Here is a 22698-nt window from a genome sequence, read left to right on the forward strand (position 1 = left end):
GGGTCAGAAGGCGGTAGGCAATGGGGGAACTGAACCCTGTCAGTGAACGAGTCGCCGGAATCGTGCTGGTGGGAGGCACCGGATCACGGTTGTTTCCCACCACCCGCGCGGTGAACAAGCATCTCCTCCCGGTGTACGACAAACCTGCGGTGGCCTTCTCCATGGAGGTCATGGCGGAGTGCGGCGTCGACACCCTCGTTCTCGTCTGCAACGCGGAGGACGAACCGACGTACCGCAGCATCCCGTCGTGGCTCGGCTACGCGGAGAGCGAGATCCGTACGGTCGTCCAGCGGGAGGCGAACGGCATCGCCGGCGCCATCTCCTGTGCCCGGGAGCATCTTGAGCCCGAGGGCTACGAGCGGGTCGTCGTCGCACTCGGAGACACGCTCTACGTGCACGACTCGGCCTGGGCCGGCGGCATCCTCGGGGCATTCGAGACCACCGGGTGCGGCGCCGCCGTCGCGGTCATCGAGCATCCGGACCCGAGGGACTTCGGGATCGTCGAGAGCGACGAGAACGGGACGGTCGTCCGTGTCCGGGAGAAGGCCGACGTGCGCTACGGAGGCCAAGTGTGCACGGGCCTCTACTCGTTCGACGGCTCGCTCTGGAAGCGGCTGGAGTCGGTCGTCCCGTCCGCCCGGGGCGAGTTGGAGATCACGTCCCTCCTGGAGTCGTACATCGACGACGGAGGCCTAGCCACCGTGACCGTCCCGGAGGAGGCCGGCTGGTTCGACGTGGGCACGCCCGACCGGCTGGTCGACGCCGCCGTCGCCCGCCGTCGCCTGCTCGCCTGATCCGTCCGGCCACCGGACACGCCTTAACCTCACGCAAGTCTCGGGGAGTTGCCTTGACCACTCAGCAGAAGAACAACGAGAAGCCGTCCGGCGAGAGCGACGAGATCGTCATCAGGGACGCGACCGAGGCGGATCGCGCGGTCATCCGGGCGCTTTTGCACGGCTCCCTCCGGCGGAACTACGACGGCGACCACGTTGCCCAGGCGGACCGCATCATCGACGCGCACCTGGGCGGCGGACGCGACCCGGTGGGCCACTTCTCGAAGACCCAGCACGTGTATGTCGCCGAGGCCGACGGCGAGGTCGTCGGCGTGATGAACATCGCTGAGAAGCGCCAGGGCACGATGAAGATCAGCCCGCTCATCGTCAATCCGGACTTCCGCGGCTCCAACGGCGCCGGCTCCGCACTGCTCGCGAAATCCGTCGAGGTGGCGAAAGCCCGCGGCGTGCGGCAGCTCTACGGCACGGTCGCCGAACCCAGCTCCTGGATCGAGACCTTCTATCTCAACCGGGGCTGGACATGCGGCTCGCAGTCCAACAGCCAGTACCGCCCTGGCGTCGTCGAGCACGCGATCTACTACGACGTCGAGGACGACGACCCAGCCCCGGCGCCCGAGCCACTGAAGTTCGAGGAGTACTCCCCGTCGAGGTACGAGGAGCTGGAACACTTCCTGATATCGCGTATGGACGTCTTCGTCGACGGGATCGACGAGGAGTTCGTGCGCGCCCTGGTCGCAGGGCACGAACGGCGGAGTTCCGGTGCGGTCGAGGCCAAGTACAAGGAGGTTTACCTCGGCTACGAGTCCGATGTCCTCAGCTCGGTCGTGGCGTTCGGCCCGAAGAAGGGCGGCTCGGTCAAGCTGATGCCGCTCAGTGCGACCTCACGGCGGGCGCTGCGGGAGACCCTGAGGTTCGCGCAGGGCTGGGCCGAGGGGAGGACACACAAGCTCTACACGCACCAGCACGTGGACCCCGAGGTGGTAGCGGCGTTCCAGAGTGAGATGTGGACGCTCGAAGGACTGCTCCCGCAGGCCTACTCTGCGGAGAAGGTCGCCGCCCAGTGGGGTTGGCTGCCTGGCGAGACCACCCACCTGGGGCGTGACTCCGATCGGCTGAAGGCCTACACCGAGCGCTTCCTCACGTTCGTCCGCGACCGCGGCTGGGACGAGTTGGAGGAGGCGCGCAGCCTGGCGATGGCGGTCGGCGGGGAGGCCGGCGAGCTGCTCGCCGAGCTCCAGTGGCTCAGCGAGGCCGACATCGTCGAACTGCTCGGCTCGGAGCGTGGGTTCAGGGCCAAGCTCTCCTTCGAGGCGGCGGACATTCTCAACTACCTCATCCGGTTCGCCCGTTACTGCGACTTCGACCTGATCGAGGCGGCGGACAAGAAGCTGGCCGTCAACATCGACCGGTTCCCCGTGGAGGAAGTGCGTGGATCGAAGGGAAAGCGGTACAAGTCCGACCGCTGATCCCCGGTCGCCGGCCGGCGACGAGTCGAGGCAGGAACCGGATCGAGGATTGCGGAACCAGTGAACATTCTCTTCGTGTGCAGCGTGTACCACCCGGTGACCGGTGGCGCGCAGGACCCCATAGACCAGCTCGGGGCCGAGCTGGTCACCCGCGGGCACCGGGTGGACGTGCTCACCCGGCACGTGCCGCCCACCACTCCGACGCGCGAGGTCCGCAACGGCGTTCGCGTGCACCGCGTGCCCAACACCGTGCTGCCCTCGGATTTCCGGGCGCTGTCGGACGAGCTGCGGGAGTTCGTCCGCGAGGTCCACAGGCCGGACGTCATCCATGTCGTCGGCCTGCGCCGGCCGCTGCCGCTGGTCGCCGAGTTGCTTGCCCGACTGTGGGGGGTGCCGGTCATCCAGACGGTCGGCGGCTACGACATCCCAGACGTGGTCGACCCCGATCCGCGACTCGTCTGGCTGACCGGCCGGGACCTGGTTCTGCCGGCCATGCGGCGGGCCGACCTGCTGAACGCGGCGTCGGACGACCTCGCCCGGCAGACCGAGTTGCTGCTCGGTGACCGTGCGCCGGTGCCCACCCTCTACGTGGGGATCGACCACGGCCTCTTCGCGGACGCCGAGCCCCACCGCGACGCGTCGGCCTGGGGGCCCTATGTGCTGTCACTGCGGCGTCTGGAACCTGCCAAGTCCGTGGACAGGACGATCGAGGCGCTCGACCACCTGAGGGACGAGATTCCCGAGCTGTGCCTGGTCGTGGCGGGTGACGGCAGCGAGCGGGCCGCCCTGGAGGAGTACACCGAGAGGCTCGGCCTGTCCTCCCGCGTCCACTTCGTCGGGGAGGTGCCGTTGGAGGAGGCGGCCTCCCTGCTGAGGAGCGCGTTCGCCACCGTCGTGGCGTCCAAGTCGGAGGGCGGCGGTCTGGTCAACATCGAGGCGCAGGCAGCGGGTTGTCCGGTGATCGCGACCCGGGCCGGGGGCATCGGCGAGTATCTGGGCGGCGAGTCCGGCGCGATGTACGTGGACGCACCGGACGGCGCCCTGATCGCCGACGCGCTGCGCGCCCTGTGGAACGGCCCCGAGGCGCGGGCCCGGCTCGTCGAGGACGCGCGCCTGCTGTCCGAGCGGCTGTCGACCCGCACTCTGGCCGTCGAGTACGCGGAGCTGTACGCGGAGCTGGCCGCGGGCCACCGTGCGCGGGAGTTCGTTCCCTGGGAGGCGATCGGCGCGGCCCTGTGGGAGGACCTCGCCCTCCCTGAGGGGCGCGCTCCGACACTGGACGCGCCCTGGCGTGCTCCGCTCGCCGTCGAGGAACTGGTGCTGTCAACGGCGGACAAGGAGTTCCGCGCGCTCGGGCCCGGGGCGGAACGCTTCTACTACCTGGCCTGGTCAAGCGGCGTGTCGACCGAACGGTTGGGCGAGGTCTGCGCTTACGTGCTGCGGGCCACGCGGGAGCTGCCCGGGGAAACCGTCGCCGCCGGCCTGGAGCACGCCGCGGACTGGGGGCGCTTCGACATCGAGAGCTGCCTCAGCTATGTCCGGGACTAGGAGAGCCATGTCGAAGAGTTCTACACCGCCGACCTCCTCGGTGACGTCGAAGCGGTTCTACGACGCCTACGCCCACGGCTACGACTCCTACATGACTCGCCACGAGGGCTACTTCGAGGCGGTGGAGGGTGAGGTCGCCGCAGCGGTCGGACAGCCGGGGCTCGCGTTGCTCGACGTGGGCACCGGAACCGGCGAACGACTGAGCCGAGTCGTGGCCCGAGTCCGCCCCGGTCATGTCGCCGCCATCGACGAAAGCCCAGAGATGGCCGCGCTCGCCCGGAGGAACTGTCCCGAGGCGCGAGTCCTGGCGAAGCCGCTCGGGGCACCGGAGCTGCCGGACGCCCTCGCCAAGCGTTTCGACCTGGTGACCTGCCTGTCGAACGTGCTGGGCCATGTCCCGAGCGCCCAACTGGTGCCAGGACTACGGCAGATCAGGGAGCTGCTGACGCCGGGCGGCGTCCTGGTGTTCGACGTCAACAACCGCTACAACGCCGTGGCCTACGGCCGGCTCAGCGCGCTGCGCAACGTGGCGCGAGACCGGCTCCGATCCGGCAGCGGCGACTTCACGGCGTCCTACCGGAACGGCGACAGAGTCCTGCACACCTCAGTTCATTTGTTCAGCCCCTCCGAAGTGGCCCGGCTGCTACGGGAGTCCGGTTTCCGGGTGGCGCGTATGGCGTTCCGGGACTACTCCACGGGACAGGCACGCGGCCGGTTCGGCGGAAGCATCGTGGTAAAGGCGGTCAGCGCATGAGAGTGTCCCCGGTCCCGACGCCGAAGGTGTTCCTCGCGGCACCCTTCGGGAACCTCGTCCGCGACGGGGTGTTCCTGCCGGAGCGGAAGGCGGAGATCCTCGCCTACCACACGCGTCTCTCCGAGCTGGGAGCCTCGGTCTTCAGCTCGCACCTGAACGAGAAGTGGGGGGCGGCGGGGCTGCCTCCGGAAGAGTGCATGCGGGACGACCTCCGTGCCCTGCACGTCTCGGACAGCCTGTGCGCGCTGGTCGGTGACGAGCCGTCCTCCGGGGTGGCCTTCGAACTCGGCTACGCGGCCTCGGTTCGCCGGCCGACAGTCCTGGTCACCTCGTCGTTCGCGTCGCTCTCCTCCATGATCCGCGGCATGGGCACCCTCCTCGAACTGGAGGTGGTCGAGGGCGATCCGGCCAACCCGTCCGTGGTCGAGAAGGCGTGCTCCCTCGCCTACGACCTCGGAACGAGGTTTCGCGCCACGGATCGCCTCTGGGAGAGCGCGGAGGTCGCACAGGCCCTGAAGTTCCGCTCGCGGGAAGAGGCACGGTGACCGCGCGGGACCGGGCCGGTAGCGGGCTCCGGGTCGGTGTCCTCGGCGTCAACTTCGGCTGGGGGCCACATGCCGCGCTGGAGACCGTGATCGGCGAGATCCGACGGATGGCGCCGGACGACTGCCGGATCGTCGCCTTCGGCAGCGAGTACGGGCGCTCCCTCATGGAGGACGTCGTCGACGAGTGGTGCACGTTCGACGGCGCGGACTACGACGCGCTGACCCGGGCCGCCGCCGCGAAGGAACTCGACGTGGCACTGGTGACGTTGGAGGGGTTCGCCGCCCGCGCCTTTGAGGCGGCCGGGGTGCGCACCGTCTTCCTCGACCTCATGCCGTTCCTGTGGCACGGCGCGGACCTCGCCGTCCCCCCGCTGGAGGTCAGCCGTTATCTCGCCCTCCGACTGCCCGGGCTGTCCGACGAGACCCTCGGCTGGATGCGGGACATCCGCGCGCTGCGGTGGATCGGCGCGGTGGTCCCGTGGCAGGCGGGGCGGGCGGCCCGGCACTCGTTCGGCCACGCCGACGGCAACCGGCAGGCGATCGTCACGCTCGGCGGGATGCTCGGCCTGACCTCGCGGGACACGACGACCTATCCATCGCTGGTGCTCCCGGGGGTCGTCGAGGCCCTGGTCGAGGCGGGCTTCGACCGGGTGCTGGTCGCCGGCAACACGCCGGTGGCCGCGTTGGAGGCCGTCGTCGAGCCGTATCGGGGGCGGGCAAAGTTCCGCTGCGGTCCCCTGCCCCGCGCCGAATACCGGGCGCGAATCGCGGAAAGCGCACTCTGCCTGAGCCAGCCGGGGCTGATGAGCCTACTGGAGGCGAGTGCGTGCGGGACCCCGCTGATCCGGCTCCCACCGCAGAACGTCTCCGGATTCCAGCAGGCGGAGATCCACCGGATCGCCACCGGGTCCGGAACGGGGGCTCGCTGGCCCGCCGAGGTCGTCGACGAGGCAGTCGTCGCGCGGGAGGCTGCCAGGACCGAGGCGGCGGGAAACGAGTACGTCTACGGGGCCATCGCCGACGGGCTGGCGCTGCGCTCCGAGCTGACACGCCGGTCTTTGAAGGCCCAGGTCGAGCGGCTGATCCCGGAGGCCCTGACGCTCCCGGCCGACACCTGGACAGGCATGGTCGACAAGATCGGGACCGACGGCGCGAAGGTGGCCGCGGAGGTCGTGCTCGACACGGCCCGTGCGGCCACCGGGAACTGACGGGGCAGCGGGATGACAGGCACCGTGGTCGTTTTCGGCGCCGGGGGGTTCCTCGGGGGGCACGTGGCCGAGGCGCTCGCCGCCGACGGTTGGAACTGCACCGGCGTGGACCGGCGCGGACGAGCGACGGACGGCGGGCACGTCACCGGCCCCTACTACTCGGGGCACGACTGGTCGTCCGCCGCCCTGTCCCGCTTCCTGAGGGCGCGCGGCCCCGCCGTGATCGTCAACGCGGTCGGCGCTCCCTGGGCCATCGACCCATCGGTGGTGCGTCGGGACAACGTGGTGTGGCCGTGCCGTCTGGCGGAGGCGTGCGAACTCTCCGGGACGGCGAAGTCGCTGGTGCACCTGGGGTCGTCACACGAGTACGGCGACACGGTCCCCGGTATCCCGGTGAGCGAATCGACCGCGCTGGCGCCCACGACGGAGTACGGGAAGTCCAAGGTGAGCGGCGCCTCCTATCTGGTGCGGGCTGCCTACCGGACGCGCCAGCCGCTGACCCTGGTCCGTGCCTTCAACGTGATCGGCCCCGGGCACGGCCGCCACGGTCTGTGGGCGGCGGCCGCCGGACTGTACCGGGCGGCCACGGCAGCGGGCCACGACCGGGTGGTGGCCAACGTGCCCCGACCGGAGACGGTGCGGGACCTCGTCGACGTCCGGGACGTGGCACGGTTGGTAGCCCTGGCGGCCCGTCGCCCCGGCCCTCCGGTGGCCGTCTACAACGCGGCGTCGGGGACCGGGACCAGCATCGAGCAGCTCTTCGAGGCGTTCGCCAAGCAGACGGGCGTGCCCTGCCGGTTCGTCCCGGGCCCCGGTGGACTGCGCACCGGCTCGACCTGGCAGCACGCCGACATCTCGCGGGCGACGACGCGGCTGGGCTGGACACGGCGGTACACACTCGCCGACTCGATCGGCGCGGCCCTCGGGCGCGCCCCAGCGGTCGCACCCGGCTGACCGCGACCTTCCGACGGCATATCCACGAAACGGGGGAGATCCATGGAAAGCGACACACTTCTTCTCGCCACCCACCTCGCGGACCGCGGCGGCTGGGGCGACACGGCTGCGGTAGTGGACGAGCGGACGGGCGACGTCCTGCGGCATCGGGACGTGCACGCACGTGCCCAGGAACTCGCCGGGACGTTCGTTGACCACGGGATCAGGTCCGGGGACCACGTCGGGCTGCTGATAGGTGACCGGCCCGACTGGATGCCCGCGTTCCTCGGACTGCACTCTGTCGGTGCGGTGCCGTTGGTGGTCAACCCCGATCTCGACTCACGCGTGCGGGTGCGGATGCTGGGCGTACTGCCCACCAGATTCGTGGTCTCGCACCGGGAGTGCGGCCCGCACATCGAACGCGTCGCCACGCGACCGCCGCACGGCGAGGAAAGTCGCCGGTCCCTCGACGGCGCGGCCTCCTCGCGCTACTACCTGTACAGCTCGGGCACGACGAGCGTCCCGAAAGCCGTGGCGCACACCGTCGCCGACCTGCCGTACTTCCACGCGGCGGTCGGTGGCGCCGACGGGCTGGACCTGCGGGCGGACGACACCCTGGTCTCCCTGTCGCAGTACTACTTCACCTACGGCTTCAACAACCAGTTCGTCTACCCGCTGTTCAGCGGGGCCTCGGTCGTGGTGAGTCCGCGGCGCAGAAGCCCGGAGGGCTTCGCCGACACCCTGCACCGGTACGGCGCCACCGTGGCGTTCTCCGTCCCGTCGGCGCTCGCCAGGCTCGCCGACCATGTCGAGGCCACGGCCATGGAACGCCCGGAGGGGCTGCGGGCGCTCGTCTCCGCCGGCGAGCCGCTCCCCCACTCCGTCGCCGCGCGGCTGGAGGACCGCTGGCAGGTTCCGGTGCTGAACCAGATCGGCTCGACGGAGGTCGGCAACGCCTTCTGCGCGAACGGCGTGGCCCGTCGGGCGGAGGGCACGACGGGTCCGGTCTGCCCAAACTACCGGGTCGAACTCCGCGAGGCGGCCGATCTTCCGCCGTCGGTGGGGCCCGACGGGCGCAAGATCGGGGAGGTCTGGGTGTCGGGGCCGACGCTGCCCCGCACCGCGGTGACCGTGGACGGCCCTCTCGAACTGTTGGCAGACGGCTGGTGGGAGACCAAGGACTACGGCTACTGGGCCGACAACGGGGGGCTCGTGGTCGTCGGCCGCACCGATGACTTCCTGCACGTCGGCGGCATCTCCCTGTCGGCGGTCGAGATCGAGACGGCTCTTCGCAGCCGGCCGGAGGTGGTGGACTGCGCCGTGCTCGCGCCCCTGGTCGATGGCGTCACCACCCTCAGCGCGCTGGTGGTCCTCGCCCCGTCGGTCGAGGATCCGGAGGAGCGCTTCGCCGAGCTCCGGGCGGAACTACGCCGGCATTTGGACCCCTTTCGCGTCCCGAAACGGTGGACGCCGGTCGCGGAGATCCCGCGCACCGGCAGCGGAAAGATCATGAGGCACCAGCTGGGCCACGCGCTCGGCGCCGGAGAACCTGGAATGGATCGATGACCCGAATCCTTATCGTCGACAACTACGACTCCTTCACCTACAACCTCTGGATGTATCTGAGCGAGCTTCCGGACGTCACGTGCGTGGTCGTCAGGAACGACGGCCCGTTGGCGTCGGTCTCCCTGGACGAGTTCGACGGCGTGGTGATCTCGCCGGGTCCCGGAAGTCCCGACGTGTCGGCGGACGTCGGAATATCCCGCGCGCTCGTGACCTCGGTGGATCTGCCGCTCCTCGGGGTCTGCCTGGGGCACCAGCTCATCGGTGACGTACACGGGGCGAAGGTCGGGACGGCGCCGCGGATCATGCACGGCAGGACCTCGCGCGTCCGGCACCGCGGCGACCGGCTGTTCCACGGGATGCCCGAGGAGTTCACCGCGGTGCGGTACCACTCCCTGGCGTTGTCAGACGTCGGGGAGCCGCTGCGGGTCGTCGCCGAGGACGAGGACGGTGTCCCCATGGCGATCCGTCACGTCGAGCGGCCTCTGTGGGGAGTCCAGTTCCACCCGGAGTCGGTCCTCAGCGACGACGGAAGGGTTCTGCTGCGGAATTTCGTCGAGATTGTGGAGGAGTACCGGAGGCAGCCGCGTACCGGCCTCCCCGCCGACGACGCGGTCGAGTGCACGTGGACACGCGTGGACGGCGAGGTCGACTCCGCAGCGCTGTACGAGGCATTCTGCGGGGCGTCGCGGGAGAGCTTCTGGCTCGACAGCTCCGCCACCGGTCACGGGCGGTTCTCCATCATTGGTGGAATGCCGGACGCCCGTTCCACAACGGTGAGTTATCGGGTGGTCGAGGGACGCACCACCGTGACCCGCCCGGACGGCTCGGCGTGGAGCGTCGACGAGGACATCTTCACGTTCCTCAACAGCCAGCAGCGGGCTGTGCGTGTGACCGGGGACACGGCGCTCCCCTTCCAGTTCCGCCCGGGCTTCGTCGGCTACTTCGGGTACGAGTTGCGGGCCGACACGGAGAACATGACCGTCACCCGGCACTCCCCGCTGCCTGACGCCCGCTTTCTGCTCACCGACCGCTACGTTGTCGTCGATCACGCCGAGCACTCGGTCTATCTGCTGTTCGCCTCGGGGCGAGGCCTCGGTGAACGCGCCGAGGGACGAGCCTGGTTGGAGACCGCGGCCCGCACGGTGGCCCGGGTGCGGGCGGCTCCACCGCACGCCCCGGAGCCCGGACCGCGCGCCGAGTCGGGCGAGATCGTCTTCCGAGACGGCAAAGACGCGTACCTGGCGAAGATCCAGCGCTGCCAGGATTATCTGAGCAGCGGCGAGTCGTACGAACTCTGCCTGACTAACACCGCCACCGTACGCGGCGAGTTCGACGCTTGCGAGACCTACACCCGGCTGCGCGCCGCCAGCCCGGTGCCCTACGGCGCGCTGCTGCGGAACGCCGAGTTCTCCGTGCTGTCCGCCTCGCCCGAGCGGTTCATGGGCATCGACGGAGACCGGCGGGTGCGGGTGAGCCCCATCAAGGGCACCCGCCGACGCGGCGTCAGCGCGCGTGAGGATGCGGCGTTGAAGCGGGAACTCGCCAGCGACGAGAAGGAGATCGCCGAGAACCTGATGATCGTGGACCTGATGCGCAACGACCTCAGCCGCGTCTCGGAGATCGGCTCCGTCCGCCCCGTCGAGCTGTTCGGGGTACACACGTTCGCCTCGGTCCACCAGCTGGTGAGCACGGTGGAGTCGCGCCTGCGCCGTGACGTCACGGCGGTCGACTGCGTGCGCGAGGCTTTCCCGCCCGGCTCGATGACCGGCGCACCCAAGCTGCGCAGCATGGAGATCCTGGCCACCCTGGAGGAGGAGCCGAGGGGAGTCTATTCCGGGGTGCTCGGCTGGATCTCGCTCGACGGGCGCGCCGACCTGAGTGTGGTGATCAGGACCCTTGTACTGCGGCGGGACTCTGCGTCGTTCGGGGTCGGCGGCGCCATCACCCTGCTGTCGGATCCGGAGGCGGAGTACGCGGAGACGCTGGTGAAGGCAGCCGCCCCGCAATCCGCCTTCGGAAACCTCGACTGAGCAGGACGCGGAAGACAGCACAGGACGAATCTCAGGAGGCATGTGTGTCCACCGGCGGCGAGAAGGACGAGATCCTTCGACTCACCCGCAGCTACCACCAGGCGAGTGCGGAGGGGGAGTTCGTTCCCGGCGTCACCCCCATCTGGCCCTCCGGCGCCGCGCTCGACGAGAACGACCGGGTGGCGCTGGTCGCCGCGGCGCTGGACATGCGCATCGCCGCGGGAACCAGTGCCCGGAACTTCGAGCGCCGCCTGGCGCGGCACCTCGGGCTGCGGAAGGCCCACCTGACGAACTCGGGGTCGTCGGCCAACCTGCTCGCCGTGTCGGCGCTGGCCTCACGCCAGTTGGGCGAGGAGCGACTGCGCCCCGGGGACGAGGTGATCACCGTGGCGGCGGGATTCCCCACCACGGTGAGCCCGCTCATCCAGAACGGCCTGATCCCCGTGTTCGTCGACGTTGAACTTGGCACGTACAACGCCACGGTCGAGCGGGTGGCCGAGGCGATCTCCCCACGCACCAAGGCGATCGCGATGGCGCACACGCTGGGCAACCCGTACCGGGCGGCGGAGATGGCCGCTCTCGCCGAGGAGCACGGCCTCTACCTGGTGGAGGACAACTGCGACGCCCTCGGCTCGACATACCGGGGTCAACTCACCGGTACGTTCGGCCACTTCTCCACGGTCAGCTTCTACCCCGCGCACCACATCACCACGGGAGAGGGCGGCTGTGTCCTCACCAACGACCTGCGGTTGGCGCGGCTGGTGGAGCAACTGCGCGACTGGGGCCGGGACTGCTGGTGCGAGCCGGGGCAGGACAACACGTGTTTCAAACGGTTCGACTACCAACTCGGGACGCTCCCGCACGGCTACGACCACAAGTACATCTTCTCGGAGATCGGTTACAACCTGAAGGCCACCGACCTCCAGGCTTCGCTCGGTATCAGCCAACTCGAAAGGTTGCGGGAGTTCGGCGAGATCCGGCGGCGGAACTGGAACCATCTCCGGAAGGCGCTGGACGGGCTCCCGGGGCTGGTGCTTCCGGAGCCGACGCCGGAGAGCGACCCCAGCTGGTTCGGTTTCGTGCTCACGGTGCTGCCGGAGGCACCGTTCAGCAGGCAGAAGCTGGTGGCGTTCCTGGAGGAGCGGCGCATCGGAACCCGACGGCTGTTCGGCGGGAATCTCACCCGTCATCCCGCCTATGTCGGGCGTGATTACCGGGTCTCCGGGGAGCTGATCCACACCGATCTCATCACGGAGCACACCTTCTGGGTGGGGGTCTATCCCGGTCTGAGCATCGAGAAGATCGACTATGTGGCGCAGAGCATCACCGAGTTCGTGAAGGCGCGTGGCGGCCCCGGGGCGTGACACCGAACTCGACCCCGTCTATCACACCCGTGATAAGATCGCGGCCGTGGGATACATCGACGTCAACACTGTTTCGTACGGGCTGCCGGACGGCCGGATGCTGCTGGACGAGGTCTCGTTGCGGGTCGGCGAGGGCGCGAAGACCGCGCTGATCGGGGCCAACGGGTCGGGGAAGACGACGCTGCTGCGGATGATCTCCGGCGACCTCGCGCCGCACTCCGGTGCCGTGACGCGGGGCGGAAGCCTCGGTGTGATGCGGCAGTTCACCGCCCGCGAGGGCGACCAGGTGCGGGACCTGCTGCTGTCGGTCGCCGACCCGCGCGTCCGCCGCGCGGCGGCCTCCGTCGACCGGGCGGAGGCGGCCATGGAGGCCGGCGGCGACACCGCGGCGCAGATGGCGTATGCGAACGCGCTGGCCGAGTGGGGCGACGCCGGCGGTTACGACGCCGAGGTGCTGTGGGACGTCTGCACCACGGAGGCGCTCGGGATGACCTTCGACCAGTGCCAACGACGCCCCGTGGACACGCTGTCGGGCGGCGAGCAGAAGCGGCTGGTGCTGGAGGCGCTGCTGCGCGGCACCGACCAGGTGCTGCTGCTGGACGAGCCGGACAACTTCCTCGACGTTCCCGGCAAGCGCTGGCTGGAGAACCGCCTGCGCGAAACCCCGAAGACCGTGCTGTTCATCAGCCACGACCGCGAGTTGCTGGCCCGCACGGCCCAGAGCATCGTCACGGTCGAGCTGGGCGCGGCGGGCAACACCGCCTGGGTGCACCCGAGCGGCTTCGACAGCTACCACCGGGCCCGCGTCGAGCGGTTCGAGCGCTTCGACGAGATGCGCAACCGCTGGGACGAGGAGCGCGCCAAGCTCAAGGCCCTGGTGCTGATGTACAAGCAGAAGGCCTCGTACAACTCGGACATGGCCTCCCGCTACCGCTCCGCGCAGACCCGGCTCGAACGCTTCGAGAAGGCCGGTCCGCCGCCCGCGCAGCCGCGCGAACAGCAGCTGGCGATGCGGCTGCGCGGCGGGCGCACCGGCAAGCGGGCGGTGGTCTGCGAGGGGCTGGAACTGACCGGCCTGATGAAGCCGTTCGACCTGGAGGTGTGGTTCGGCGACCGGGTCGCCGTGCTGGGGTCCAACGGCTCGGGCAAGTCGCACTTCCTGCGGCTGCTCGCCGCCGGCGGCAGCGCCCCCGAGCCGGAGCACGAGCCGGTGGGCGACCTCCCGGTGGATCCTGTGGCGCACACCGGGGTGGCGCGGCTGGGGGCGCGGGTGCGCCCGGGGTGGTTCGCGCAGGTGCACGGGCGGCCCGACCTCGCCGGCCGCACGCTGGTCTCGGTGCTGCACCGGGGCGACGAGCGCCGGTCGGGGCTGCCGCGCGAGGAGGCGTCGCGGGCGTTGGCGCGTTACGAGTTGGCGGGCGCGGCGGAGCAGACGTTCGACTCGTTGTCCGGCGGGCAGCAGGCGCGGTTCCAGATTTTGCTGCTCGAACTCGGCGGCACGACGCTGCTGTTGCTCGACGAGCCGACGGACAACCTGGACCTGGTCTCCGCCGAGGCGCTCCAACACGCGCTGCGCGCCTTCGAGGGAACGGTGCTCGCCGTCACCCACGACCGGTGGTTCGCGCGGGACTACGACCGTTTCCTGGTCTTCGGTTCCGACGGCGCCGTGTACGAGTCGCCCGAACCGGTCTGGGACGAGAAGCGGGTGGTCAGGCGCCGAGGTTGAGCCCGCGCGTCGGACAACCCCCTCTTTTTGTCACACCTGTGATACCATTCGGCAATGCCAGCTCGGATTGACCTTGAACAGCGCCGCAGGGATGTCATCGAGGCGGCTTTCCGCCTCCTGGTCTCCGAGGGCTTCAGCGGCGTCTCTCTCAGGAAGGTCGCCGCGGAGTCGGACTTGAACATCGGTTCCGTACGCCACTACTTCGACGACCACAGAAGCCTTCTCGTCGCCGCCGTGACCGAGGTCGGCGACCGCATGGGCGCGCGACTCACCCGCTATCCGACCGACGCGCTGGCCGGCCTCACTGGGGAAGCAGCCGTGGAAGCGCTCCAGCGACGACTGGAGGAGCTGTTGCCGATCGACGAGGAACGTCGCGTCGAGTCGATCGTGCTGACGGAGTTCATCGTCGCCGCCCGGGTGAACCCGACGTTCCGCCCGGTGACGGAACAGATGGCCGCGGACATGCGCCTGGTCATCACGGACGCGCTGCGCGTCCTCGAAGTGGGCGACCCGGCCGAGGAGGCCGAACGGATCATCGCCGTCCTGGGCGGCCTGATCCTGGACTCGGTGACACCGCACGGGTCGCTCGGCGTGGAGCGCGTCCGCACGACACTGCGCGCGCACCTGAGGTCGACCCTGAGGACCACCCCCGCACCGATCGACGACTGATTCGGCTTCCGCGCCCCAGGCGCGAACGACGACTCACGAAGGAGACCAGTAGTGCCCGCGTGGCTGTTCGCGCTACTCGCTGCGGCTTTTGTCCTGTATACCGATGATTACGTCATCGCGGGAGTCCTGCCCGAGATCGCCCGGGACCTGGATGTCAGCGAGGCACAGGCCGGTCAACTGGTGACCGTTTTCTCCCTCACCGTCGCCCTGGCGGCGCCGATCGCCGGAGTCGCCCTGGCACGAGTGTCCCGGCGTCTTCTGTTCAGCGCCGCGTTCACACTCTTCGTCGCGGCGAACCTGATGGCTGCCGCCACCCACAGTTTCGAACTTCTTGTGGCCCTGCGGATCGTGGCAGCACTCGCGGCAGCGGCCTCGACCCCGGCGGTGTTCGCCTTCGCCGCAGAACACGCCCCGGAAGGCCACATCGGGCGGTACGTCGCCGTCGTGGCCCTCGGCGTGACGGGCTCGATCGCCGCTGGGGTCCCGATCGGCACCTGGATCGGTGGCCACCACGGCTGGCGGACAACCTTCGTCGCCATGGCCGTAGGCGGGGTGCTGGCGCTGCTCCTTCTGCTCACGGCGTTGCCGCGGGAGGGCGACACGGCGGACGATGTGCCCCCGGTGCGGGACCAGCTGCGGACGCTCGCCAGCGCGCCGATCTCCCTCGGGCTCCTGGCGAACTGCGCGCTCATGACCGGTTCGATGATGATGCTGACCTACATGGCGCCCTATCTCGCGGCGGTGAGCGACGCCAGCGTGAACCAGCGCGCCCTCGCGTTCAGCCTGTCGGGGTTCGCCGGCATCGTCTGCATCTGGGCCGGGGGGAAGGCGACCGACCGGTGGGGACCGGACCGCTCGCTGGTCGCCGGCATCGGCATCTTCACCGGGATCATGGTCCTCCTAGGGCTGGCCTGGTTCGTACGCCCGGTGCCCTTCACCGTGCTCGTCGTGGTGGGCACGATCTGGGGCGGCATGGCCTTCTGGAACTCCCCCGCCATTCAGGCGCGCCTGTATCTCCTCGCCGGGCCGGTCGCCGCCCAAGCTCTGGCGCTCAACACGTCGAGCACCTACCTGGGGGTCTCCCTGGGCGGGGCCATCGGCGGCCTGACCCTCACCAGCGCCGGCGCCGGGTTGTTGCCCGTCGTCGCGGCCGTACTCGGTGTCAGTGCCCTCGGGTTGCTGACGCTGGCCATCAACGCGGCGAAACATTCGCCGATCGCCGCGGGGGCCGTGGCGAAGCCCTGAGTCGGAGCCAAGGAGTCCGGCGGGCGCGATCGTTCCCCATACAGCGAAGGACGGGGTTGCCATGACGAAGTGCATATTGTTCGGACCTGCCGACGCCTCGGTGGACTTCCGCGGATACGAACCGGTGTTGCGAAGTTCTGCGGTCGCGCGGTCGGTCTATCGCGAGTTCGCCGACGTGGTCGGCATACCAGTGGACCAACTTGTCGACGGCGAGGTGCCGCACATCCATCCGGTGCTGCTGCGCTGGGTCCGGCAGCTTGCCGCCATGCTCAGCGCGGCGCGCGTCCTGGAGCAGCGGCACGGCGCGGCCTCTGTGTACGGTGGCGTCTCCCTGGGCGAACTCGCCGCCCTGCGGGCCGCCGGCTCGGCCTCCACGGAGACGGTGGTGCGCTTCCTCAGCGAGCGGCACCTACAGGACACTGATCGGGACGAGGCGATCGGCTTCGCGTTCGTCCCGGCCTCGGTCGACTGGCGCTACTACGAGCAGCCGACGCACATGACCGTCTCCTGCGACTTCGGCCCGGTCCTCGGCGGCGCCGGCCGCATGATCATGGTCTCCGGCCTCCGTCCGGTTCTCGAAGCCGCGCGCGCCGACGGCCCAGCGGAACTACAGGTCGTCGAGCGCTCCCTCGCACACCAGGCGTACCACTCCCCGTTGCGCGAGCCCAGCCGTCGACGGCTGGAGGCGCTGCTGCGCTCACGCCCGCTCGCCCATCCGCGCGTGCCCGTCGTCACGGCCGTGCCTGGCATGTACACCGTGACGTCCGCCGAGGAAGCGGCCGGTGCCCTCGTCGCGAGCGAGACCCGGAGCCTCGACTTCCCGGGCCTGGTGGCGGCGTTGAGGCAGGTCCCCATCGACAGGGTTTTCGTGGTCAGTTCCTTCCTGCGTCAGCTGGAGATCGATTTCGGCGTGACGACCAAGCACGTCGACGACGACTGGGTGAAGCGGAACTTCGGTTAGGTCGTCCCGTTTGGACCTTCATGGATCAGGGCGCGACGCCCTAGGGCCGGACCGGCGCGCCACGCGCCAGCAGCCCCCGCAACGGATTCCGAGACCTCTTCGACGACCAGCGGCATGCGATCACCTGTAAGGAATCTCCTGTGCTCGAACCTGGGCGGATAGCCGCCCCTACGACCCGTTCCCTCTCCGCGCTGGGCTGGGACACGCTGACGAGAGCAGACCCGGACCTCGGGACGCTCCTCGACGCCGAGGCGCGTTACCAGGCCGACAGCCTGTCGATGGTCGCCTCCGCCAGCGCGGCCCCGCCCTCGGTGCTCTGCGCGCACGGCACGGTCCTGTCTAACGTCACCGCCGAGGGCTATCCCGGGGCGCGCTACCACCCGGGCGCCGCGCAGTTCGACGCGATCGAGAGGCTGGCGGTCAGCCGCGCCCGGCGCGTCTTTGGCGCCCGCTACGCCAACGTCCAGCCGCACTCCTGCTCCTCGGCCAACCTCGCCGTGCTGGGGGCGCTGCTGCCACGCGGCGGCCGAGTCCTGGCGCTGGGCCTCGATGCGGGAGGACATCTGACGCACGGCGCCACGGCCTCGGTGAGCGGCAAGTACTACGATGTGGCCCACTACGGCGTGGCGCCCGACGGAACCCTTGACTACGGCGCGGTCCTGGACCGCGCTCTCGCCCACCGTCCGCACGTCGTCATCGCGGGGGCCAGCGCCTACCCCCGGAGGTTGGACTTCGCCCGCTTCCGGGCCGTAGCCGACCGCGTGGGCGCCTGTCTGATCGCCGACATCTCGCACATCGCCGGGCTGGTCGCCGCAGGGCTGCACCCGAGCCCCATCGATCACGCCCACATCACCACGACCAGCACGTACAAGCAGCTCGCCGGGCCCAGGGGCGGCCTGATCCTACTCGGCGAGGACCACCGCCGCACGGCGCCGGACAACCGGACCGAACTTCGAAAGCTGATGCAAAGCGCCGTCTTCCCCGGGTTCCAGGGGACGCCGGACGCCTCCGCGATCGCGGCCAAGGCGCGCGCCCTGGCCATTGCGTCGACCGAGTCCTTCCGCGCCACGATGGGGCGCGTCGTGGCGAACGCGAGGACGCTGGCGGACGAACTCGCCACCCTCGGCTACAAGGTGCTGACGGGCGGCACGGACAACCACATGGTGCTGGTCGACATCCGGCCCGCAGGGCTCACCGGCGTCGTCGCGGAGCGCGCGCTGGAGGAGTGCGGAATCCTGGTCAACAGGAACAAGATCCCGGGAGACGCGCTGCCCCCGTCGGTGAGCGGCGGCCTGCGCTTCGGCACCAACATCCTCGCGCAGCGCGGCATGAGCCCCTCCCAGGTCCGCGCCTGCGCTGGCGTCGTGCACGACGTGCTGCGCGGAGTCACAGCTCTGGGCACCACTCGTTACGCGCTGGACCCGGCCACGCGCGACGCGGCGCGCGCCCGGGTGGACGCCCTCTGCGCGCGCTTCCCGCTGCGCTCCGACGACGCGTAGACGCCCCGGCACGATCGGAAGGAACGCACTGGTCATGACACTCGACGCCCCCTCGCCCCGACCGGCCCCACCCGCCTTCCCCCCGTGGTTGGGACCGCGCGCGTCAACAATGCCGCCCGGCGGGCGTCTGGAACGCGCCCTGGACCTCGTGCCGCTGCCAGAGGACGGCAAGCTGCCCACCGCCCCGGTCCTCGCGGTGGCCATGGCCCTGCTCACGCACCGGTACACCGGCTTCGACCGGGTCGACGTCGACGTGCTCGACGGCCCGGAGACCCTGTCCGTCGCGCTCACCGAGGAGGCGACCACCGCCGACCTCGTGGCGGGTCTCGCCGACGCGCCCCGCGCAGGTCGCCAACCGGCGCCACTGGCCCTCTCGTTCGCCGTTGGCCCGGACGACGCGGCGTACGCCGGGCGTGAACTGGTCCTGCGCGTCGACACGGAGACGTCGAGGGGGACTCTCAGCTTCGATGCCACGGTATTCGACGCGCCCTACGCGGACCAGGCCGCCGGACACTACCGCGCGCTGCTGAAACGGATGACGAGCTCCCCGCACACGCCCGTCGCCCTGCTGGACATCCTGACGCCCGACGAGGCCGACACCATGCTGCGCGCCTGGAACGCGACGGACGCGCATCTCACCGAGGACGTCTGCCTGCACCAGGTGTTCGAGGAAAGGGCGGCACTGGAGCCTGCGGCGGTCGCCGTCGTGTGCGGCACAGACGCCTGGACCTTCGACACGGTGAACCGGCGGGCCAACGCACTGGCCCACCGGCTGATCGCGCTCGGGGTCGGGCCTGACGTCACAGTGGGCATCCGGCTGGAAAAGAGCCCCGAGCTGCTGACGGCGATCCTGGGCGTGCTGAAGGCCGGAGGAGCGTATGTGCCGCTGGATCCGGGCTATCCGGAGGACCGGTTGGAGGCGATGCTCCTCGGCACCGGCTGCGCCGTGCTGATCGGCGGCCCGGAAGGGGACCTCTCCGCACAGGTGCGCCACCACCTGTCCGTGAAGGATCTGGAGGCCCCGTGTGGCGCGCACGAAACGGAGAACCCTGCCACCGCGGTGCGCCCGGACAACCTTTGTTACGTCATTCACACCTCGGGCTCCACCGGGGCGCCCAAGCCGATCGCCCTGTGCCACCGAGGGGTGCTCAACAACCTCGCCGATCTCAACGCACGTCACGGGGTCGGGTCAGATGACGCGGTGCTCGCGCTGTCCTCGCCGGGATTCGACATGTCGGTCTACGAGTTCCTCGGCATCACCCTCGCCGGCGGAACAGTCGTCATCCCCGAGACAACGGCCGGATACCACCCGGCGTCGTGGTGGGAACTGATCCACCGGCACCGCGTCACGGTGTGGAACACGGCACCGCCGCTGATCGAGCTGTTCCTGGACTTCGCCGAGGCCGCTGGTAGCGCCCGCCCACTGCCCTTGAGGCTTTGCATGACCGGCGGTGACTGGGTTCCGGCGACGATGCCAGAACGCTTCCGGGCGATCGCCCCCAACCTCAGGTTCGTCGCGTTGGGCGGCGCGACGGAGGCCTCCATCCACTCGACGGCTCACGAGTGGCGTCCGGGGGGCTGGAACGGCGGCCACCTTCCCTACGGCCGTCCGCTGGCCAACCAGCGGACGTACATCCTCGACGAGTCGATGATGCCGGTACCTGTCGGCGTACCCGGGGAGCTGTACCTCGCTGGCGTCGGCCTGGCCCGTGGGTACCTCGACCGCCCCGAGCAGACGGACGAGCGCTTCGTCCAGTGGTCCCACGACGGGCACCGGCCCGAACGTCTGTACCGCACAGGCGACATGGCGCGCTTCTGGCCAGGAGGGCTTATCGAGATCCTCGGTCGGCGCGACTTCCAGGTGAAGATCAACGGAATCAGGGTGGAGTTGGGGGAGATCGAGTCCACACTGGCCGCGTATCCGGGGGTGCGCCGCGCGGTGGTGGTCTCCCGGCCGGCCCCGGACGGGCGACCGGCAATGGTCGCCTGGGTGACCGCGGAACGTGGCCGACGGCTGGAGCAAGCACCGCTGTTCGACGCGCTGCGCGCACGACTCCCCCGGCACATGGTCCCCGGCGCGATCGAGATCGTGAGCGCCCTGCCGCTGAATCCGAACGGCAAGGTCGACCGGCGCGCGCTCGGTGCCATGGAGCCGGGGCGTACGCCCTCACCGCCGCCTACCCCCACGCCGGGACCGGAGGGCGCCGGGGGGTGGTACGGGCTGGTGCTCGACGCATGGCGTGATGTCCTGGGCGTCCCCCTGAGAGGACACGACGACTTCTTCGAGAACGGCGGGGACTCCATGAAGGCCATCAGAAGCATGGTGCGCATCGATCGTCGGCTGCGCGTCTCTGACATCTACCGCCACCCCACAGCCGCCGCGCTGACGGATCACCTGACCAACCGTTACGGCACGCGACCGGACGCCTCATGCCCCGAGTCGCCCGATCTCAGGAGCTGACCATGCCCGTCTATCTCGTGACCGGCGCCGCGGGTTTCATCGGCGCGAACTACGTGCGGCACCTGCTGGAGTGGGAGGCAGACGCCGAGGTGGTCGCTGTGGACTACCTGGGCTTCGCCGGTAACCGGTCAAACCTGGACGGCGTCTCCGACCGGGTCGTCTTCGAGCAAGCCGACATCGCCGATCTCGACACCATGCGGGCCCTCTACCGCCGTTACCGGCCGGACCATGTGGTCAACTTCGCCGCGGAGTCCCACAACGACCGCGCGATTCTCGACCCCAGCCTGTTCATGCGATCCAACGCGCTCGGGGCGCAGGTCATGGCCGAGTGCAGCCGGCTGGTGCCTGTCCGGTCCCACGTCCATGTGTCGACGATCGAGGTGTACGGAGAACTACCCTCCCGGAGCGCGTGCTTCACCGAACGCTCCCCGTTGAACGCGAAGACGCCGTACAGCGCCGCCAAGGCGGCCGGAGACCAGATCGTGCGCGCCTACATGCAGACTTACCCGGAGCTGAACATCCGGATGACCCACTGCGCCAACAACTACGGTCCGTTCCAGATGCCGGAGAAGCTGGTGCCGCTGGCGGTGACGAACCTGCTGCGCGGGCGGAAAGTGCCGGTCTACGGCGACGGGCTGCAGCGCCGCGACTGGCTGCACGTGACGGACCACTGCGCCGCGGTGCACCGAGTTCTCCATGCCGACCTGCAGCCGCCCCCTCCGGAGGCGGCCACCGCGCCGGAACTGTTGCCTATCTTCGATGTCTCCGCCCGCCACGAGGTGACCAATGTGGAGATCGCGCGTCGAGTCGTCACCGCCCTCGGGATGGACCCGTCGGAGTGGATCGAACACATCCCGGACCGGCCGAACCACGACCGACGTTACCTGATCGACCCGAGCAAGATCGAAACACAGCTGGGCTGGCGCCCCGTACACGAGTTCGACGCGGGTCTCGTAGGAACGGTCGACTGGTACGTCGAGCAACGTCCCTGGTGGGAACGGATCCTGGAGACAAAGGGAGAACTCGGCTTCGACTGGGGTGCGGTGCGCCCCGGCCACGTCCCCTCCCGGTAGCCACGCCACCGGCACCGGCCCGGTAGCGGATCAGCTCCAGCGGCCGGTGCGGGTCAGCAGCAGGGCCGTGGCGGCGGGGCCGGCCGTCGAGGTGCGCAGGACGGTGGGGCCCAGCCGGTAGGGGGTGGCTCCGGCGTCGGCGAAGGCCGTCAACTCGGCCTCGGTGATGCCCCCTTCGGGGCCGACCACCAGCAGCAGCGGGCCGCCGGCGGGCAGCGGGGCCGTGGCCAGCGGCAGCGTGGCGCTCTCGTGCAGCACGGCGGCGAACGAGGCGCCGGCGACCAGTTTGGCCACGCCCGCCGAGTCCAGCGGCTCCGCGACCTCCGGCACCCGCAGCCGGCGGGCCTGCTTCGCCGCCTCGCGGGCCGCGGCCCGCCAGCGTGTCAGCGACTTCGCGCCGCGCTCGCCCTTCCACTGGGTGACGCAACGGGCCGCCGCCCAGGGCACGACGGCGTCCACCCCGGTCTCGGTCATGGTGCTGACCGCCAACTCGCCGCGGTCGCCCTTGGGCAGCGCCTGCACCACGGTGATCCGGGGCGTCGGCTCCGGCTCGTCGCGGCGCTCCAGGACCGTCACCTCAAGCCGGTCCCGGCCGTCGACCTCGGCGACCCGGCCCAGCACCCCGGCGCCCTCGCCGTCGCTGAGCACCAACTCCTCACCGACGCGCAGCCTTCGGACCGCCACCGCGTGCCGCCCCTCGGCGCCGTCGAGGACCCACGGCGCCCCGGGCTCGGCGCCGGCCAGCGACCCGACGAGAAACACCGGCGCGCTGCTCATCGGACGCCGCTCGTCGAACGGCCGCCCGCCGAAGGGCCGTTCATCGACCGCCGCTCCTCGAACCGCTTCATCGAAACCG

18 protein-coding genes are annotated in these 22698 nt (G+C 70.1%); 17 read left to right on the forward strand and 1 reads right to left on the reverse strand.

Features of this window, described 5'->3' with window-relative positions:
* The first annotated feature begins 20 nt into the window (after nt 1-20).
* From FH715_RS00940 to FH715_RS01020, 17 genes are all read left to right on the forward strand, one after another.
* Nucleotides 21-794, forward strand: coding sequence for a sugar phosphate nucleotidyltransferase (locus FH715_RS00940; protein WP_139640051.1), 774 nt, complete (start codon nt 21-23; stop codon nt 792-794).
* A 53-nt stretch (nt 795-847) separates the two neighbouring features.
* Nucleotides 848-2260, forward strand: a complete 1413-nt coding sequence (locus FH715_RS00945) for a GNAT family N-acetyltransferase (protein WP_170184588.1) — start codon at nt 848-850, stop codon at nt 2258-2260.
* Nucleotides 2261-2320: 60 nt separating this feature from the next.
* Complete coding sequence (locus FH715_RS00950) at nt 2321-3808, forward strand: glycosyltransferase family 4 protein (protein WP_139640053.1); 1488 nt, start codon at nt 2321-2323, stop codon at nt 3806-3808.
* Nucleotides 3809-3815: 7 nt separating this feature from the next.
* Nucleotides 3816-4562: a class I SAM-dependent methyltransferase gene (locus FH715_RS00955; RefSeq protein ID WP_170184589.1), complete on the forward strand. Its 747-nt coding sequence runs from the start codon at nt 3816-3818 to the stop codon at nt 4560-4562.
* Nucleotides 4559-5107: a nucleoside 2-deoxyribosyltransferase gene (locus FH715_RS00960; protein ID WP_139640055.1), complete on the forward strand. Its 549-nt coding sequence runs from the start codon at nt 4559-4561 to the stop codon at nt 5105-5107. The genes FH715_RS00955 and FH715_RS00960 overlap by 4 nt, the downstream gene beginning before the upstream one ends.
* Nucleotides 5104-6315 carry a hypothetical protein gene (locus FH715_RS00965; protein ID WP_139640056.1) on the forward strand — a complete coding sequence of 404 codons (1212 nt, stop codon included), beginning with the start codon at nt 5104-5106 and terminating at the stop codon, nt 6313-6315. The genes FH715_RS00960 and FH715_RS00965 overlap by 4 nt, the downstream gene beginning before the upstream one ends.
* A gap of 12 nt (nt 6316-6327) precedes the next feature.
* Nucleotides 6328-7269: an NAD-dependent epimerase/dehydratase family protein gene (locus tag FH715_RS00970; protein ID WP_139640057.1), complete on the forward strand. Its 942-nt coding sequence runs from the start codon at nt 6328-6330 to the stop codon at nt 7267-7269.
* A 42-nt stretch (nt 7270-7311) separates the two neighbouring features.
* Complete coding sequence (locus FH715_RS00975) at nt 7312-8814, forward strand: class I adenylate-forming enzyme family protein (protein WP_139640058.1); 1503 nt, start codon at nt 7312-7314, stop codon at nt 8812-8814.
* A complete protein-coding gene (gene pabB / locus FH715_RS00980) occupies nt 8811-10844 on the forward strand; it encodes an aminodeoxychorismate synthase component I (RefSeq protein WP_139640059.1) in 2034 nt (677 codons plus the stop codon). The genes FH715_RS00975 and pabB overlap by 4 nt, the downstream gene beginning before the upstream one ends.
* 44 nt (nt 10845-10888) lie before the next feature.
* Nucleotides 10889-12208: a lipopolysaccharide biosynthesis protein RfbH gene (gene rfbH, locus FH715_RS00985; protein ID WP_246108470.1), complete on the forward strand. Its 1320-nt coding sequence runs from the start codon at nt 10889-10891 to the stop codon at nt 12206-12208.
* Between the two features lie 97 nt (nt 12209-12305).
* Nucleotides 12306-13934, forward strand: a complete 1629-nt coding sequence (locus tag FH715_RS00990; RefSeq protein WP_425472649.1) for an ATP-binding cassette domain-containing protein — start codon at nt 12306-12308, stop codon at nt 13932-13934.
* 54 nt (nt 13935-13988) lie between these two features.
* Nucleotides 13989-14603, forward strand: a complete 615-nt coding sequence (locus FH715_RS00995; RefSeq protein WP_139640062.1) for a TetR/AcrR family transcriptional regulator — start codon at nt 13989-13991, stop codon at nt 14601-14603.
* A 51-nt stretch (nt 14604-14654) separates the two neighbouring features.
* Nucleotides 14655-15848, forward strand: a complete 1194-nt coding sequence (locus tag FH715_RS01000) for an MFS transporter (RefSeq protein ID WP_139640063.1) — start codon at nt 14655-14657, stop codon at nt 15846-15848.
* A 61-nt stretch (nt 15849-15909) separates the two neighbouring features.
* Nucleotides 15910-16809: a hypothetical protein gene (locus FH715_RS01005; protein ID WP_139640064.1), complete on the forward strand. Its 900-nt coding sequence runs from the start codon at nt 15910-15912 to the stop codon at nt 16807-16809.
* Between the two features lie 140 nt (nt 16810-16949).
* Entirely contained in the window at nt 16950-18308 is a 1359-nt protein-coding gene (locus FH715_RS01010; protein ID WP_246108471.1) for a serine hydroxymethyltransferase, read from the forward strand.
* A gap of 148 nt (nt 18309-18456) precedes the next feature.
* Complete coding sequence (locus FH715_RS01015) at nt 18457-20769, forward strand: non-ribosomal peptide synthetase (RefSeq protein WP_139640065.1); 2313 nt, start codon at nt 18457-18459, stop codon at nt 20767-20769.
* 2 nt (nt 20770-20771) lie between these two features.
* Nucleotides 20772-21842, forward strand: coding sequence for a dTDP-glucose 4,6-dehydratase (locus FH715_RS01020; protein ID WP_170184590.1), 1071 nt, complete (start codon nt 20772-20774; stop codon nt 21840-21842).
* 30 nt (nt 21843-21872) lie between these two features.
* On the opposite strand, the gene FH715_RS01025 is transcribed toward FH715_RS01020, so the two are convergent.
* Complete coding sequence (locus FH715_RS01025) at nt 21873-22619, reverse strand: 16S rRNA (uracil(1498)-N(3))-methyltransferase (protein WP_139640067.1); 747 nt, start codon at nt 22617-22619, stop codon at nt 21873-21875.
* Nucleotides 22620-22698 lie beyond the last annotated feature (79 nt).

The sequence above is a fragment of the Streptomyces sedi genome (assembly GCF_006335015.1).
Classification (GTDB): Bacteria; Actinomycetota; Actinomycetes; order Streptomycetales; family Streptomycetaceae; genus Streptomyces; species Streptomyces sedi.

Excerpts from the sequence above, each read along its gene's own strand:
- FH715_RS00940 (WP_139640051.1), top strand. The coding sequence starts at position 21 with ATGGGGGAACTGAACCCTGTCAGTGAACGAGTCGCCGGAATCGTGCTG.
- FH715_RS00955 (WP_170184589.1), top strand. The coding sequence starts at position 3,816 with ATGTCGAAGAGTTCTACACCGCCGACCTCCTCGGTGACGTCGAAGCGG.
- FH715_RS00960 (WP_139640055.1), top strand. The coding sequence starts at position 4,559 with ATGAGAGTGTCCCCGGTCCCGACGCCGAAGGTGTTCCTCGCGGCACCC.
- FH715_RS00970 (WP_139640057.1), top strand. The coding sequence starts at position 6,328 with ATGACAGGCACCGTGGTCGTTTTCGGCGCCGGGGGGTTCCTCGGGGGG.
- FH715_RS00975 (WP_139640058.1), top strand. The coding sequence starts at position 7,312 with ATGGAAAGCGACACACTTCTTCTCGCCACCCACCTCGCGGACCGCGGC.
- pabB (WP_139640059.1), top strand. The coding sequence starts at position 8,811 with ATGACCCGAATCCTTATCGTCGACAACTACGACTCCTTCACCTACAAC.
- FH715_RS00990 (WP_425472649.1), top strand. The coding sequence starts at position 12,306 with ATGCTGCTGGACGAGGTCTCGTTGCGGGTCGGCGAGGGCGCGAAGACC.
- FH715_RS00995 (WP_139640062.1), top strand. The coding sequence starts at position 13,989 with ATGCCAGCTCGGATTGACCTTGAACAGCGCCGCAGGGATGTCATCGAG.
- FH715_RS01005 (WP_139640064.1), top strand. The coding sequence starts at position 15,910 with ATGACGAAGTGCATATTGTTCGGACCTGCCGACGCCTCGGTGGACTTC.
- FH715_RS01020 (WP_170184590.1), top strand. The coding sequence starts at position 20,772 with ATGCCCGTCTATCTCGTGACCGGCGCCGCGGGTTTCATCGGCGCGAAC.
- FH715_RS01025 (WP_139640067.1), bottom strand. The coding sequence starts at position 22,619 with ATGAGCAGCGCGCCGGTGTTTCTCGTCGGGTCGCTGGCCGGCGCCGAG.